This window comes from Pseudomonas sp. PDM13 (genome assembly GCF_025685765.1).
In the GTDB taxonomy this organism is placed as follows: Bacteria; Pseudomonadota; Gammaproteobacteria; order Pseudomonadales; family Pseudomonadaceae; genus Metapseudomonas; species Metapseudomonas solani.
Genome location: NZ_JAOTQU010000042.1, coordinates 1 through 15,853 on the forward strand (window position 1 = coordinate 1; position 15,853 = coordinate 15,853).

General features: G+C 64.0%; 11 protein-coding genes and 1 pseudogene. 7 read left to right on the forward strand and 5 right to left on the reverse strand.

The window, feature by feature from the left end; translation table 11 throughout:
• Positions 1 to 339: 339 nt before the first annotated feature.
• From OEJ36_RS29160 to OEJ36_RS29170, 3 genes are read left to right on the forward strand one after another with little or no spacing between them, the layout of a single operon-like run.
• A complete protein-coding gene (locus OEJ36_RS29160) occupies positions 340 to 1,002 on the forward strand; it encodes a paraquat-inducible protein A (RefSeq protein WP_263404471.1) in 663 nt (220 codons plus the stop codon).
• The gene (locus tag OEJ36_RS29165; RefSeq protein WP_184487336.1) at positions 989 to 1,612 is read left to right on the forward strand and encodes a paraquat-inducible protein A; all 624 of its coding nucleotides are present in this window, start codon (positions 989 to 991) and stop codon (positions 1,610 to 1,612) included. The genes OEJ36_RS29160 and OEJ36_RS29165 overlap by 14 nt, the downstream gene beginning before the upstream one ends.
• Positions 1,605 to 3,896: a PqiB family protein gene (locus OEJ36_RS29170; protein ID WP_263404472.1), complete on the forward strand. Its 2,292-nt coding sequence runs from the start codon at positions 1,605 to 1,607 to the stop codon at positions 3,894 to 3,896. The genes OEJ36_RS29165 and OEJ36_RS29170 overlap by 8 nt, the downstream gene beginning before the upstream one ends.
• A 59-nt stretch (positions 3,897 to 3,955) precedes the next feature.
• Here OEJ36_RS29170 and mksF read toward each other — a convergent pair whose 3' ends face one another.
• The 5 genes from mksF to OEJ36_RS29195 form a co-directional block, all read right to left on the reverse strand.
• Positions 3,956 to 6,790 carry an Mks condensin complex protein MksF gene (gene mksF, locus OEJ36_RS29175; RefSeq protein WP_263404473.1) on the reverse strand — a complete coding sequence of 945 codons (2,835 nt, stop codon included), beginning with the start codon at positions 6,788 to 6,790 and terminating at the stop codon, positions 3,956 to 3,958.
• Positions 6,787 to 7,491 carry an Mks condensin complex protein MksE gene (gene mksE, locus OEJ36_RS29180; protein ID WP_263404474.1) on the reverse strand — a complete coding sequence of 235 codons (705 nt, stop codon included), beginning with the start codon at positions 7,489 to 7,491 and terminating at the stop codon, positions 6,787 to 6,789. Before mksE ends, mksF begins: the two co-directional genes overlap by 4 nt.
• Complete coding sequence (gene mksB, locus OEJ36_RS29185; protein WP_184487340.1) at positions 7,481 to 8,728, reverse strand: Mks condensin complex protein MksB; 1,248 nt, start codon at positions 8,726 to 8,728, stop codon at positions 7,481 to 7,483. Before mksB ends, mksE begins: the two co-directional genes overlap by 11 nt.
• A 172-nt stretch (positions 8,729 to 8,900) precedes the next feature.
• Positions 8,901 to 9,509, reverse strand: coding sequence for a hypothetical protein (locus OEJ36_RS29190; RefSeq protein WP_021220394.1), 609 nt, complete (start codon positions 9,507 to 9,509; stop codon positions 8,901 to 8,903).
• 223 nt (positions 9,510 to 9,732) lie between these two features.
• Complete coding sequence (locus tag OEJ36_RS29195; protein ID WP_263404475.1) at positions 9,733 to 10,404, reverse strand: hypothetical protein; 672 nt, start codon at positions 10,402 to 10,404, stop codon at positions 9,733 to 9,735.
• A 306-nt stretch (positions 10,405 to 10,710) separates the two neighbouring features.
• On the opposite strand from OEJ36_RS29195, the pseudogene OEJ36_RS30760 reads away from it, so the two are divergent.
• The 4 genes and pseudogenes from OEJ36_RS30760 to OEJ36_RS29215 all read left to right on the forward strand — a co-directional run.
• A pseudogene (locus tag OEJ36_RS30760) lies at positions 10,711 to 10,938 on the forward strand (DUF6160 family protein); the annotation flags it as partial.
• Between the two features lie 815 nt (positions 10,939 to 11,753).
• Entirely contained in the window at positions 11,754 to 12,782 is a 1,029-nt protein-coding gene (locus OEJ36_RS29205) for a hypothetical protein (RefSeq protein WP_263404477.1), read from the forward strand.
• Positions 12,772 to 13,362, forward strand: a complete 591-nt coding sequence (locus OEJ36_RS29210) for a DUF6160 family protein (RefSeq protein WP_263404478.1) — start codon at positions 12,772 to 12,774, stop codon at positions 13,360 to 13,362. Before OEJ36_RS29205 ends, OEJ36_RS29210 begins: the two co-directional genes overlap by 11 nt.
• A 14-nt stretch (positions 13,363 to 13,376) precedes the next feature.
• Positions 13,377 to 15,698 (forward strand): DUF6160 family protein, encoded by a 2,322-nt coding sequence (locus OEJ36_RS29215; RefSeq protein WP_263404479.1) that lies wholly within the window; start codon positions 13,377 to 13,379, stop codon positions 15,696 to 15,698.
• Positions 15,699 to 15,853 lie beyond the last annotated feature (155 nt).

Here is a 15,853-nt window from a genome sequence, read left to right on the forward strand (position 1 = left end):
CGATCTTCGTAAGAAGGTCGGGGGTTTGACTTTGTGCTGTGGAAAAGTTGGCGAGTGACTTGTGGTCGTGGCAGTAAGGGCGACTTGTAGGGGCGACTTCAGTCGCCAAGCAGACCGAAGGGCTGCCATGCCTATGAATCTTGCTGCAGCCCATCGCACTATCTCCGCTGACCCGAAAAGCCCCCGGACTGAAGTCCGGGCTACGTCAGGGTGATATGCCAGTGGATCACCACTTCCAGTCCGTTTCGAACCTGTTAATGGCAAATCGGGTCACAGTCAGGCAGACCCATTGCCGCTGCGCTCGTCTAGAATAGGCGCGAATTCATATGAGCCCCCCGTATGCCTGACTCGGCCGATCTCCGCCCGTTGTCCGAACGCCCCCTTGAGGAGTTGGTCGCCTGCCCGGAGTGCGACTTGCTGATGCATCGTCAGCATGTCGAAGAAGAACACAAGGCCTGCTGCCCGCGCTGTGGCTATGAACTCATCGTTCACCGTGCCCATATGGAGCGCCGCGCCCTGGCCTTGGTGCTGACTGCTCTCATGCTCTATATCCCGGCGAACTTCTTGCCGATCATGAAGCTCAACCTGCTCGGCCAGACGACCCAGGACACCATCTGGAGCGGAGTGCTCGGCCTCTACCACAGCGGTATGGATGGCGTAGCCGTCCTGGTCTTCCTCTGCAGCATGGTTATCCCGCTGCTCAAACTGCTCTGCCAGCTCGCGGTGCTGCTGTGCATCCGCTGGCAGGTCATGCAGGGGCTTGGCCTGCAGCTCTATCGCCTTTATCACCACATGCGTGAGTGGGGGATGCTCGAGGTCTACCTGATGGGCATCCTGGTCAGCATCGTCAAACTCATCGACATGGCCGACCTGCACCTGGGCGTCGGCCTCGTCTGCTTCATCGGCCTGCTGCTGTCGCAGGTGTGGCTGGAAGTCACCATGTCCCCGCACCAGGTCTGGGACTCCCTCGACGCCGGAGGTCACGCCAATGAGAGCGCTTGATGCCGGCATCCTCGTGTGTGGCGACTGCCACCAACTGAACCGCCCGGATCAGGACGACGACGCCCCCACCTGCACCCGCTGCGGTTCGCGCCTCCATGAGCGCCGGCCCAACAGCCTGATCCGCACCTGGGCGCTGCTGCTCACCGCCACCATCCTCTACATCCCGGCCAACGTGCTGCCGATCATGACGGTGAATTTCTTCGGCAACGGCTCGCCCTCCACCATCATGGAAGGCGTGATCGAGCTGATCCACGCCGACATGCTGCCCATCGCCCTGGTGGTCTTCACCGCCAGTATCCTGGTGCCCACCTTCAAGCTCGTCGGCATCGCCTTGCTGCTCTACTCCGTGCAAAGGCACCAGCCCATGTCGGCCAGGCAACGCATCCTGATGTACCGCTTCATCGAATGGATCGGTCGCTGGTCCATGCTGGATATATTCGTCATCGCCATCCTCGTGGCGCTGGTGAACTTCGGCAACCTGGCCAGCATCGAAGCCAATCCCGGTGCGGCCGCCTTTGCCAGCGTCGTGGTCCTGACCATGACCGCAGCAGTAACCTTCGATCCCCGACTGATCTGGGACAACACCGATATGGACGACGAGAATGGCTGACCTGCCAAAGCCCAAAACGAAGAAAACCACCAACTGGTCGGCCATCTGGGTCCTGCCCCTGATCGCCCTCGGCATTGGCCTCTGGCTGGGCTGGAAGTCGATGAACGATGCCGGTATCGACATCAAGATCTACTTCGAGAACGGCGAAGGCATCCAGGTCGGCAAGACCCAACTCATGTACAAGGGCATCCAGGTCGGCAAGGTCACCGACCTGCACGTCAGCGAAGACATCAATGGCGTCGTCGCCACGGTCGAAGTGCTCAAGGAAGCCGAGCCCTACCTGAGCAAGGAAACCCGCTTCTGGCTGGTACGCCCGCGCGTGTCCCTCGCCGGTGTCACCGGCCTGGAAACCCTGGTCTCCGGTATCTACATCGCCATCGACCCGGTGAAGGGCGAGCCCGAGCGCAAGTATCACGCGCTGTCCGAGCCGCCGCCGCTCTCCGACAACCTGCCCGGCCTGCACCTCACCCTCAAGGCCGAGCGCCTCGGCTCCCTGGAGCAGGGCAGCCCCGTCTACTACCGGCAGATCCAGGTCGGCCAGGTGAAGAGCTACGAACTGGCCGAAGACCAGCGCACCGTCGAGATCAAGGTGCACATCGAGCAGCCCTACGCCCAGCTCGTGCGCAAACACACGCGTTTCTGGAACGCCAGCGGCCTCAACGTCACCGCTGGCCTGTCCGGAGTGAAGATCCGCACCGAGTCGCTGCTCAGCATGGCCGCCGGCGGCATCGCCTTCGCCACGCCCGAGAACCGCCAGGACAGCCCGCCCACGGATTCCACCATCCCCTTCCGTCTCTACGATGGCTTCGAAGCCGCCGAAGCCGGCCTCAAGGTCATGCTGCGCATGGAAGACGTCAGCGGGCTCAACCCCGGCAACACCCCGGTCATGTACAACGGCGTCCAGGTCGGCACCCTGAAGAAGCTCGACATGGACAAGAACTTCGCAGGTGCCACCGCCGAGCTGACCATGGAGCCACGTACCGAGGAGTTCCTGGTCGAAGGCACCGAGTTCTGGACGGTCAAGCCCTCCATCTCCCTCGCCGGCATCAGCGGTATCGAGGCCCTGGTCAAGGGCAACTACATCGCCGTGCGCTTCGCCAAGAGCGGCACCCCCACCCGCGAGTTCACTGCCCGGCCCAAGGCCCCGCCGCTGAACACCGACGCGCCCGGCCTGCACCTGGTGCTCACCAGCGACAAGCTCGGCTCCCTCGATGTCGGCAGCCCCATCCTCTACAAGCAGATGCGTGTCGGCAGCGTGCAGAGCTACCAGCTCTCCCGTGACCAGCAACGCGTCGTGGTCGGCATCCACATCGAGCCGGAGTTCGCCAAGCTGGTGAACGAATCCACCCGCTTCTGGAACGTCAGCGGCGTCAGCATCAAGGGTGGGCTGTCCGGTGTCGAAGTGAAGAGTGAGTCGCTGCAGACCCTCCTGGCCGGCGGTATCTCCTTCAGCACGCCGGATTCCAAGGCCACGCCGGTCACCAAGCCACGCCGCTTCACCCTCTATGACAACGAGAACCTCGCCCTCGGCAAAGGCACGGTGGTCGAGGTCCGCATGACCCAGGCCGATGGCCTGCGCGAAGGCACGCCCGTGCGCTTCAAGGGCCTGGATGTCGGCAGCGTCGAGCGCATCACCCTGGCTGATGACCTGGGCGGCGTCGTGGTCACCGCACGCATCACCGAGGCCGCCGATCGCATCGCCCGCACCGGCACCCAGTTCTGGGTGGTCAAGCCCGAACTCGGCCTGGTACGTACCGCCAACCTCGACACCCTGGTCAGCGGTCAGTACCTGGAAGTGCAGCCCGCCTCGGCCAAGGGCCCGATGCAGACCAAGTTCACTGTACTCAGCGAACCGCCGTCGGCCATCGCCCGCGAAGAAGGTCTGCGCATCGTCCTCAGCACCGCACGCCGTGGCTCCATCAAGCCCGGTGTCGTAGTCAGCTACCGCGAGGTCCCGGTGGGCAAGGTAGTGCGTTTCGAGCTGGGCAAGACCGCTGATCGCGTACTCATCCACGTGCTCATCGAGCCGCGTTATGCCTCCCTGGTACGCAGCGGCACGCGCTTCTGGAACGCCAGTGGCGTGGGCATCGATGCGGGCCTGTTCAAGGGCGTGAAGGTGCGCACCGAATCCCTGGAAGCGCTGATCGAGGGGGGCATCGCCTTCGCCACGCCGGACAACGCCCAGATGGGCGCGCCGGCGATCCCCGGGCAGACCTTCGCCCTGCATGACGAACTCAACGAAGAATGGCTGAAGTGGGCACCGAAGATATCCATCGAGAAGTGATCCACCCAGCATGAAAAAGGGCCGCATCTGCGGCCCTTTTTCGTTACTGCGGCTTCAACTCACGCCGGCTCGGCTTCCTCGCTGGCAGCCGGGGTTTGCTGGCTGGCCTGCTCGCGACGCTTGATGAACTTCCAGTCCGCCTCGTCGATGTAGATGCCGTTGGGGCCGCTGCCCCCTTCCAGGTCGATGGCCACGTCGGCCGAAACCTGCGGCTTCACCGACGCCAGGATGGGCGTGAAGCCCAGCTGGGCGCTGGTCTCGATCAGCGCCTGCTGGTTGCGCTCGTCGATGTCCGCCGCCTCGTCCAGGTAGTAGGGGAGGCGGATGCGGCCGGCCTGCTCGCGGTCCATCAGGTGCAGCAGCAGGTACATGTTGGTCAGCGCCTTGATGGTCATGGTGGTGCCGTTGGACGCGGCGCCATCGATGTCCGTGTGAATGATCGGCTGGCCATGCACCTTGGTGATCTCGAACGCCAGCTCGAACAGGTCCTTCAGGCCCAGCTGGTTGCCGTTGGCGGCCACCAGGCGTGCCAGGTACTCCTTGGCTTCCTCGTTCTTCGCGTCCTGCTCGGAGGATTGCGACAGGTCGAACACCGACAGGGTTTCGCCTTCCTCGTACTGGCCGGCGCTGTGGATGATCTGGTCGATATGGCGCAGCGCGTCCTTGTTCGGCGCCAGCACGATGCGGAAGCTCTGCAGGTTCGACACCTGACGCTTGTTGATCTCGCGGTTGAACAGCGCCAGCTGGTGTTCAAGGTTGTCGTAGTCGCTGCGGATGTTGCGCAGGGTCCGGGCGATGTCGGTGACCGCCGCACGGCGCGCCTTGGCCAGGGTCAGGGCCTCGTCCTGGCGGTGGGCGTAGGCGTTGATCAGCAGTTGCAGGCGACGCTCGGTGTCGTCCTCGCTGTCGAACTTGGCCACGCCCTTCAGGCGTACCTGGGCGTAGAGCGCCTCGATCTGGCCATCGATGCGCTGCAGCGCCTGCCAGGTGTCCTGGTAGTCGTTGAGCAGCGGCAGCAGGTTGTCGATGCTGTCGTCCACCGGGTCGGTGAAGGGAGTGCCGAAGGGCAGGTCGGCCGGCAGCAGCTGGCGACGGCGCAGCGCGTCTTCCAGGGTGCGCTCCTTGGCTTCCAGGTCGGCCAGCTGACGGCCCACCAGCTGCAGCTTGGCGGAGAGCTGCTGGACGCGTTCGGTGAAGGCATCGCTGGAGCGCTTGAGGTCATCCTGCGCGGCTTCGCGCTGGGCCAGCAGCTCCATCTTGCCGTTCTCCTCGGCAGACAGCGTCTGCGCCCTGCGGAAGTCTTCCAGGGCCTTCTGGGCATCCAGTACGGCCTGGTACAGCTGCTCGGCCTGGGCCTTGCTCGCGGCACGGTCGGAGGCGACCGACTGCTGGGTCTTGAGCTGTTTCAGCTCGCGCTCCAGGCGGTCCTTCTGGTCGCGCAGGGCAGCGCGGTCGGCCAGGGCCTGCAGGGCTGGCGGTTCGATGCTGGACAGGTCGATATCCAGGCCTGGGACCTGGAAGTGCTCGCCCTTGAAGCGGTCGAGAATGGCTTCCAGGGACTTCACCCAGGCGTCTTCTTCATCCAGCTGGATGCCTTTCTCACCCAGGGGCAGGCTGAACAGCTGGCCGTTGAACAGACGCATCAGGCGGTCGACGTCGGCCTGGGAGAACTCTTCGCGCAGGCGCGAATAGCTGTTGTTGTCGGCGTGATCGAGCTGCTGCTTCACCGACTTCAGGCGTTTTTCCAGGTCGCGCAGACGCTCTTCCAGATCCTCCGAGGAGAACTGGCGGGATTGCGCCAGGGCGCCGGCCAGTTCGTCGTGCGCGTCCTTGGCGGCCAGCAATTGCTGCTCCAGCACCTTGATGTCGTTGACCAGGGCGAAGCGGTTCTTCAGCACCGCCAGCTCGCCCAGCCAGCGCTGGATCTCGCTGATCTCCCGCTCCAGACGCATCAGCTCCTGGGTGCCGCCGCGTTGCTCGTGCTGCAGGCCGTCCTGCTCGTTGCGGTAGTGCTCGGCCTGGATCACCAGTTCCTCGCGGCGAGCGCCGGAGTAGTCGTGCCAGGTGCCCAGCAGGTTATCCAGCAGGGGCGAAAGGCGGTGCAGCTTGCCGCGCAGGGTCTCGCGCTGGGTCACGCCGTTGGACAGCGCCTCCACCAGCGGGCCGGCGGCCACCAGGGCCTGGTAGTCCTGCTCCATGCGGCGCACGTCGCGGAAGGCTTCCTCGGTGGCGGCGATGTAGTCGACGCTGCCCGAACGCAGGCTGTGCTCGAAGGCATCGAGGAACAGCTGCTTGAGCTTGGCCGCGGTGATCTCGCGCATGTGCAGCAGGTTGATGAACAGCGAACGGAAGGTCTTCAGGCTCTGCTCGCTGGTGGAGCGCAGCGGGATCAGCGTCAGGTCCAGCGGAATGGACGTGTGACCGCCCACCAGCAGGCGGCGCAGTTCGTCCGGCTTCAGCTCGTAGGCCTTGATGCCCTCGCGCTCGAGGTTGTTGAACAGCTCGCGCTGACGCAGGCAGGTGCCGTTCTTCTGGTAGTGATCCAGGTCCAGGCTGCCCTGGTAGGCGAAGAACTGGTGACCGAAACCGCCGCCCGGGCCGCGACCGGCAACACCGATCACGTGGGGGCCGTGGGGCAGCGAAACTTCGACCAAGATGTAGCTGGTGTCGGTGGCGAAGTAGAACTTGCGCGATTGCTCCAGGCTGTACTTGCCGAAGCTCATGTCCGACATGCGCGCCAGGATGGGGAACTGCAGCGCGTTGATCGACGCGGATTTACCCAGGTTGTTGGCGCCGTAGACCGACAGCGGGGTTTCCAGCGGGAACAGGCCGAGGCTGTACCCGGCAGTGTTCAGCAGGGCGAAGCGGCGGATGCCATAGCGTTCCTGGCTCATGCGTCCATCTCCTGCGCAGCGCGCTCTTCGGCCATGGCGCGGGCCAGGGCATCTTCATCGGATTCAACGGCGGCCGGCTCATCGACCTCCAGCGAGACGATCGGCTCTTCGCCCTCGTCGTCCATCAGCACCGGGGCCTGCAGGGCCAGGTCGCTGCTGTGCAGGTTGGCGGCCAGGTCGCGGTCGTGCTGCACGGCCAGGCATACGTCGAGGAAGCGGTGCATGGGCGGCAGGAAGCGGTAGATGCCGTTGCTGTCCTCGGCGAAGCCCAGTTGGGTGAGGCGGCGGATGACCTTCTCTTCCAGCTCCTCGTGGGTGGTCACCTCGGCCTGCAGGAACAGGTCGCGGTACTTCTCCAGCAGTGCCGGCAGCTCGTCACGGCCGATGCTGCCGCCGTCGAGCACGGAAAGCGGGTCGCGGCCCTGGTCGGCCAGGTGTTCCACCAGGATGAAGGTGAACAGCGCCAGGCGTTGGGCGGTCTTGTTCACCTGGGCGCCCATCTGCTCGGGCACGAAGTAATAGAAGCCACGCGGATCGCACACCAGCTCGAAGCCGAGGGCCTTGAACAGGGCGCGGTACTGGTCCTGCATGGTGGACAGCTGGGCGTAGCATTCCGGCTCGCTGCGCGAGAGGTGATAGCCCTTGAACAGCTCGCGGAAGATGGCCGAGAGCTGGGTCATTTCGGTGAGATTAAGATGCATGTTTTTCGCTCTTGATGAGGGCGAAGGAGCTCAGGCTGACCTGATGCTCCGCGGTGAGGTAGTCGCGGCGTTCCAGGCGGTCGCGCTGGAAGCGGCTTTCGCGGGAAAGGCGGGAGAACCAGTAAAGCAGCTCGTCGGTGGCGCCTTCCGGCTCCTGCTCCAGCAGCCAGGCCATGAGGTCCGGCAGCGGCAGGGCCTGCTCGCAACGGTCGATCATTTCCCGGGCGGTACGCGGTGCACGCGGCGCTTCGCCACGACGGCCGCCGGAGGCCTTGGGGAAGTGCGCCGGCTTCGGCTCGAAGCGCGCCAGGGCATAGACGTAGGCCTCCACCTGCGAGGCGCTGCCGAGGAAGGTGCTCTGTGGCCGGGTGAACAGCGGCAGTGCCGCCTGGGGCACGGCATCCAGGCCCTTCTTGCGGATCACCGACAGCGCCAGGGCGGCACCACGGGTCACGGCGTTGTGCCGGCGCGCTTCCTCGCGCAGCGGCAGCAGCAGTTCGCGGGCCTTGCGCAGGGTCAGTTGGGCGGTGGTCTGCATTTCCAGGATGCGCGCGTGGGTGCGCAGCAGCAGGTCGTCGTCCACCAGTTGGCCAAGGCGCTGCTGCTCGCCGAGCAGCTTGAGCAGCACCTGCTCGACGCGGCGCACGCCCTGCTCGAAGGCGCCATCGGCGGCCACCAGCTGGATCATCGGCTCGACGTATTCGTCCCAGGTCGCCAGGACCTCGGCATAGCGCTGGCGCAGGGGAATCTGCCGGTCGCTGGTCTTGGCCCGTTCGGCCACGGCCACCAGGGCCTGTTCATCGTTGTCGAGCTTCTTCAATACATCGCGCACGCGCATGTCGAGCAGGCGCAGCTGGCGCGCCAGGTCGTTGCCGTCGCGGATCTCGAAGGCTTCCTGGATGTAGCCGGCCAGGCGCTCCAGGTGGCGCAGATAGGCTTCGATCTCCAGGCACAGGCCGAGGCGGTGCTCACGGCGCAGGTAGGCGAGGAAGTCGTGGATCTGGGCGTTCAGCTCGAAGCGGTTGGGGCTCTTGGCCACCGGCACCAGGATGTCCAGGCGGATCCACTGGTCGAGCAGTGCGGTAACGTCCGTGGGCGTGCCCTGGGGCAACTGGGCCCCGAGCTGCAGGCGCAGCTCGGCCAGGCTCAAGGTGCCGGCATCGAAGCGCTCGCACAGCGGCTCCAGCAGCGCCCAGTGTTCGGCGAGGGCGCGCAAAACGCGTTTGGGTTCGATCATCGGGGGAGACGGTCCCTGCCTAAGGAAAAAGACGCGATTGTACTGCATGACCGCCGGCTCGACTCAGCCCGAGCTGATCAAAGGACGGCTGGTTCGCACGTCGGCGGACGGGAGGGATGGCGAGCGTGGAAAGTGGCCAGGCAACGCCAGGGCCTGCGCCGCCGCGGCAGGCTCAGCTCTGGCGGAACAGCCCGATCAGGTGATCGGCAATGGCGGCCTTGATGGCGTTGACGTTGAGCTGCGAGGTATGGCCCAGGCGCTCGGTATTGATGCGGTGCAGGTGCAGCGAGGGCATGCGTGCCTCGTATTCGCGCAGGTCGCCCTTCACCAGCACCGGCAGGAAGTGGTCGTTTTTCGCCTGGTAGCGCTGGATCAGCAGCTTCAAGCCTTCCTGGAACGGCAGCTCGCGGGACGCCGCCAGGCGGTGCTCACCGGGGATCTTCAGGTACAGGCCGGAATAGCCCATGGTCTCGCCGGGCAGGATGTGGATGCCGGTGGGCTCCACCGCCTCGGGCGGGATTTCATTGAAGGTGTCGTGCCAGGCCTGCTCGTCGGGGAGGATGGTGATGCTGCCGTGCTCCTCCTCCGGCACCACGAAGCTGTAGTTGCTGTAGAGCTTCTCGACATAGCCGGAATAGACGCACAGGCGGTTTTCGAAGCGCAGCAGGAAATCGATCGCCTGCTGGCGGTCGGTAATGGCATCCAGGTCCCAGGCGAGGTCGCTCTGGTTCTGCAATTCGTCCCAGTGTGAATCGGAATCGGCTTTGGAGTTGGCGTTCATGGACTCGGTCAATACGGCATCTGATCTGTAACAAGGCAGAAAACATGCCAGGCAATTCAAGGGCTTGGAATGGGGCTGGAGCGTGCTCCAGCTCACATTCGACATTCTAGAGCGGTCGCAATCTGACGAGGATGGTCACTTGTCGGACGGATGAAGGAAGTTCTGGAGGCAGGTGCGCACGAGGTGGACTCATGCGCACCTGTGAGGGGGGAGCCTTGACCGCTTAGGGGATTAAGGTCACTGCCACGGTGGAACCATTGGAATAGGTGTTGTTGAAGGATTCGAAGGTGGTGCAGAAGGCGTGCTCATCGACAAAGTACTGTGGGTAATTGGGTGCATTGCTATTCAAAGCAACTGCTTGGTAGTTGTAATGGGTTGTACCGTTTTTCACTGATGAGCCGACTTTGGTAAGAGGAAGGTAAGTGCCAGCGATGTTCACGCCTTGAACGTCCTCGCTGGATGTCATGAATAAATTACAAATCAGGTCTGCTTCGGGCACCGGAGGCGTGTTGAACAGCTTGACCACGCGTGCAAAGGCCAGCGTGCTGACTCCGCTCAGATTTGAGCTAACTGAGCCTATCGCGGGGTCTGGCATGTAGCCTGCCACCACCATGTTGAAGGTGGTGGTATCTGTAGGCTCTTCGTTGTAGGGCGTGTGATTGTCGGTGTCATAGGTGATGGCTTTCCCGACCAGCAGCGTGCCGCTAAGCGATGTTGTAAGGGTATTTTCCCGATGACCAAATAGTCTGGCCTTGGTTTTCGTCTGGAGGGTTGGAGTCAATTCGCCTTTCATGTAGCTGAGCTGCTGCTCAAGCGCAGTCTGGTTATCGGCAGCAGCCATAAAGGGTAGGCCGAAAGCAACCAGGGCCATGGGGAGAATCCGGAATTTCAACATTGCAACGACTCCTTGTTTATGGAGCCGGCAGTGGACCAGTTGCCCCGCTTCGCGCCCAGCTATCCAAAGGCTGGCGGGCAGGAGGCCGCGCCTGCTCGGCGTGTCGACCAACCTGAAGCTAGGGGTGGCGTACGAGGTGTGGATTTGGGTAACAACTGCAGCGGCGAGCCGAGGGCGAACTTCAAAAATCCCACCTTTTTCCCGCCTATGGGTCGGGCCCTTATGGCGGGCGCTTCCCTATAGTGGCATCACGTAATCGAGCCGCCAGCGCTCGGCCATAACTATAAGAAGTAGAGGGAACTCGCCATGCGCCTGACCCGCAGTCCCGCCAAACGCCTTTTCCTCGTGCTCGCTACCAGTCTGCTGGCCGCCTCGGCCCAGGCTCGCATGGAGGCGCTCGATGACGCGGAGCTTTCCAACGTCACCGGCCAGGCCTTCATCAACCTGACCACCGACGCCAATGCCGGGATCAACTACACCCGCATCAACCTGGGCGTCGATCTCGATACCCAGCTGAACATGAAGAAACTGCAGCTCGGGCAGTACAACGACAGCGTGACCCGGCCGGGCGAGATCGCCGGCTCGTCGGACATCCTGATCAACAACTTCGCTCTCGGTACCGTCAATGCCGACAACTCGATCAACCCGTTCCGCATCTCCAATCCCTTCCTCGAACTGGCCTACTCCGGCAACAAGGTGGTGGGTGTGCGCATCGGTTTCGGCGAGGCCAAGGGCGTGTTATCCGGGGATATCCAGAGTCTGACCGGGAACATTCCCGTGCATATCAAGGGGACAGGGCAGGCAATCTACGATAAGTCGAACTTCATACAGCAAAGTGCGCTGTTTCTTGCGGGGGTCTATACGTCCAGCGTCGTAGAGGCGGATGCCAACCTGGTGACTTCGGGGGGGAGCCTCGATCCGGTACGAGGAACGATGGCGGGGATCAAGAACGGTGACGGTCTCAACTGTACATCTGGCTGCGCGGGGGGGTGGACTGACGCGTTGCTTGGGGCTTTTGCTTCGAATAACTGCAGCATTCTCGGTATCCAGACTTGCTTCAATCTGTCTCAGTTCCAGTCGCTGCCGGTGGGTAATACAAGCAACATGACCAATATGGAGGGAGCGGCCAAGGGCTTCTTCATCTCCCTGCAGACCCAGGACGTAGCCTGGCGTGACATGGACAGCAACGCCTTCATGACCGCCCTCAAGGGCGCCTTCATGAACATGCCCAAGTACCGGGACGCCAACGGTAACCTGGTCTCCCCGATCAATATCGACTTCAACCAGGCCTTCAACGGTATTCCCCGGCAGGACACCTGCCTGGGTTCCGCCACCAAGGGGTGCTGATCATGGTCCGCACCTCGATTGCGATCCTGCTGGCCCTGGCGGCTGCGGTCGCCCAGGCCGAGCTCAGGGCGCTGGATGACGAGGAGCTGTCCAGCGTCGACGGCGCCGGCATCGGCTTCGTGCTGGACAAGGTGCTGCTGGATGCCAGCAACGCCACCATCACCCTCAACGACATCAACAACGGCAGCGGGCAGAACGTGCCCATCTCGGTGAAGGAGTTCTACCTCGGTGCCATCGGCAGCAACAACGGCGCCAACCTCAATGCCGTGACCATTGGCCGGCTGGACCACCCCTTCGCCCTCAACCTCGCCCGCGGCGAGACCCTGCGCACCCTCAACGATGCCGGCCAGTGGGTGCAAACCACCCCCAACGGCGTCTCGGTGCTGGAATTCATGTTTCCCGAGCGCCTCACCACGGGGGGCTCGGCCTGCATCAGCGGTTACTCCACCGGCGGCAACACCTGCTCCAGCCGCGCCACGGAGAAGGTCGACCTGGGCATCCGCTTCGACTTCCAGGTCGCCGCCGGGCGCACCGACGTACTCAACCTTGATATCTCCGAGCTGGCCATGGACGGGTCCTACCTGCGTCTCTGGGGCGACAAGGCCAAGAGCCAGATGGTCGGCGAGATGCGCATCAACCTGTTCGCCAAGGGCATCCAGCTGATGTCCTGCGCGGCCGGCAGCACCAACTGCACCACCGCCGAGCAGCAACGGGACCGCACCCTCTTCATGAGCGGCGCCTACGCCACCGTCGCCCTGGGTTACGGCAAGAGCCAGCCGTTGCTGTTCGACGTCAGCAGCAACGGCCAGTTTGTGCTGGAGCTGCAGAACCCCACGGCCTCGGGCACCACCGCCGCCCAGAAGCAGGCGTTGGCGGACGACTTCTACGCCAACGCACCGCGCACCAGCATCATCATCAACAACCTCAAGGCGGGCACCGGCAACTTCAGCACCGGCGGCTACAACTTCGGCTACAACGAGATCGGCGGCCTCAGCATCAACTACCTGAAGGTGACCAGCCATGACCTCTAGACTCCTCCCGCTGGTCCTGCTGCTTGCCGCCGGTTGCGCGCAGGCCGAGCTCAAGCCCATGGCGGATGCCGACCTCAGCGCCACCAGCGGGCAGGGTGGGGTCTACCTTTCCGGCGAGTTCAGTATCAACAAGGGCGGCGGCGTGCTCTGGAGCACCCCGGCCACCAACAACGCCACGCAATGGGCCATCGGCGAGCGCAGCTGCGCCACGGCCGGCTCCAGCACCCCGGAAAGCTGCGGCATGCGCATCGCCATCCGCACCGAGGCAGCGGGCGGCTGGTACGTGCTCGACAACCTCAAGGGCGTGTTCAGCTTCGAAGGCCTGACCCTGCGCACCCGGCTGATCAACGACAGTGCCGCCAGCTTCAACCAGGACGTGATCGAGCTGGGCCTGCCCAACAACGTGCGCTTCAAGGACGGTAGCTTCGCCTTCGCCGTGGCCAACCAGGGCGGCTGGCGCAACAAGGTGGGCACCACGGCCAATGGCGGCGACTCCACCTACCAGCAAACCAACATCTTCTCGGCGAAGATCGACGGCAATATCCGCATGCAGGGCAGCGTGCTGGTCTTCCCCAAATAACAAGGAGCAGGGCGATGCGTGCAGTTGCGTTGTTCGCGGTACTCCTCAGCCCCCTGGTCCAGGCCATGCAGGCGCTGGATGACATGGCGCTGTCCGACGTCACCGGGCAGGACGGCATCAGCCTGGAAACCACCAGCGCCGGCTGGTCGGCCAGCAACATCAGCTACAGCGAGGACGGCCAGAGCCTCAACCTGCGTGGCGTCAGCAACCAGCCGCGCAGCGGCTCCAGTATCACCTCCACCACCAAGGTGGATGTGGTCAACCAGCGCCTGCAGATCGAGCACGCCAGCAGCGCCCAGGCGCTCAGCGTCACCAACATCGAAATGGGCGGCAGCACCAAGAGCTTCGGCGCCATGCGTGCCTTCTACACCCTGGGTGCGACGCTGAAGATCAAGGGTGGCGGCGCCAGCGGCGTCACGGGTATCTCGGTGGACGACAGCCGCCTCTCGCTCTCCGATGTCACCTTCTATTACCGCGACAACGGCTTCGACCTGATCGTCAAAGGCATGAGCCTCGACGCCTACCTGAACAACGCCTACATCGACATCGTCAGCGGAGGGGATGGCCAGGCGGTGCGTCTCGACCTGGGCAACTCGCGCTTCGTCGCCGCCATCAATGGCATCGGCCTGGACCTGGCCCATGGCGACCCCACTGCATTGCCGGTGACACCCGACGCGCCAGACCTGCGCGACCCCAATGCCAGCAAGAGCTTCGGCAAGCTCAACATGGACCTGCGCCTGGGCGGCAGCGTCAGCATCTCCAGCGGCGGTGCCAGTGGCTCGGGCCTGCGCATCCGGCCCGACGTGAACATCGTCAACAGCCTGTTCCAGTACCAGGACGAAGGCATCCTGCGTGCCGAGAATTTCTCCGGCACCCTGCGCAGCCTCTCCGGCCTGACCCTCGACCTGATGCAGGACGCCAACGGCAGCTTCGTCCAGGTCGCCTTCGCCGACCTCAAGCTCAACGCCACCCTGGGCGGCCTGATCATCGGCAACCCCACCAACCAGAAGCTCGGCAGCCTGGGCATCGACCTCAACTTCGTCGACGACGGCGCGAAGAAGAACATCTTCAAGCTGCGCCCTGGCGGCGATCCCAACTCGGGCCTCAAGGGCATCACCGCCGACGTCAGCTGGAACATGGCCAATAGCTCGGTCTCGCTCACCGATAACGGCAACAGCATGTGGTTCAGCGGGCTGCGCACCAACGGCACCGGGCAGGTCACCCTGGACATCACCAAGAGCTGCGCGGCCGGAGCCTCCACCTCGTGCTACGCCGGCACCCAGAGCGACATGAGCAAGGGCAGCTACAACGGGCACTTCGACGGCCTGCGCCTGGGCCTGAACAACGTCAAGGGCAGCTACAGCTTCGATGGCCTGCGCGTGGGCAGCGCCACCGCACCGTTGCAGGGCGGCACCGAGTTGCTGGTGCTGATGGAAATTTTCCCCGCCTACGACTTCACCCTCAATGGCCAGCTCACCCTGCAACCGGGTGGCAGCAGCGGCTCGGGCATCAGCTACAACGCCGACTTCTTCATCACCGACGCCCGCGCCGCCATCACCGTGGACGAGACCGGCAAGGGCCTGTGGCTCTCCGGCACCCGCTACGACATGCACTTCCGCGACGGCTCGGTGGACGTCAGCAACAACGGCGTCGAACTGCGCAAGGGCACCTACTGGTCCAACCTCGATGTCGCCGACCTGCGCTGGGGCGACCGCGCCACCGGCACCAGCCTCGGTCGCCTGGTGCTCAAGCGCTACGAACAGGGCTCCACCCTGGCGCTCAGCTCCGGCGGTGCCGGTGCCCTCTGCGTGGGTGGCAGCGGTTCCACCTCCAGTGCCTGTTCCGCCAGCGGCGGCCGCTGGGAAGACCGCGGCAACGAGGGCGTCTCGGTCAAGCTGAAGAACGTCTACGTGCGCGACACCGCCATCGACAGCACGGTCAATGGCGTGGCCACCGACGAGAAGCGCAACCAGGTGATCATCGAGACCGACCGCGTCAACGGCGTGAACGGCACCGGCAGCCAGCTGGTTGTGGATAACTTCTACACCTCCGACGGCAACCCGAAGGACCCCAACGCCAACACCTACGGCCTCAACGCCGACCTCAACCTCGACGTCGCGCCGACCAAGGTCTGCACCAAGAACGGCAGCACCTGCACCGCCGTTACCCCCGACCCGCTGGGCTTCGCGGTCAACGGCCGCATCCACTTCAAGGAAGTGAACATCGACCGCATCCAGCACGTGCACCCCACCGGCGGCGCCGTCACCTCCATGTACGGGGTGAAGCTGCAGAACGCCGATATCCGCGCCAACCTCACCGCCACGCCGATCAACTGAGCCGCCCGCCCGGCGGCGCCTTCCGTGCGCCGCCCGTGCCTTCCCGCCTCGCGCGTTTCGCGCCACAATTCGTCATCCGTCGTCGCGGCCACAAGCTGCGGCGTCTTTAGCCAGCGCCCCGGCCGCATCCACGGTGGGGACATGAGGAGTGACCA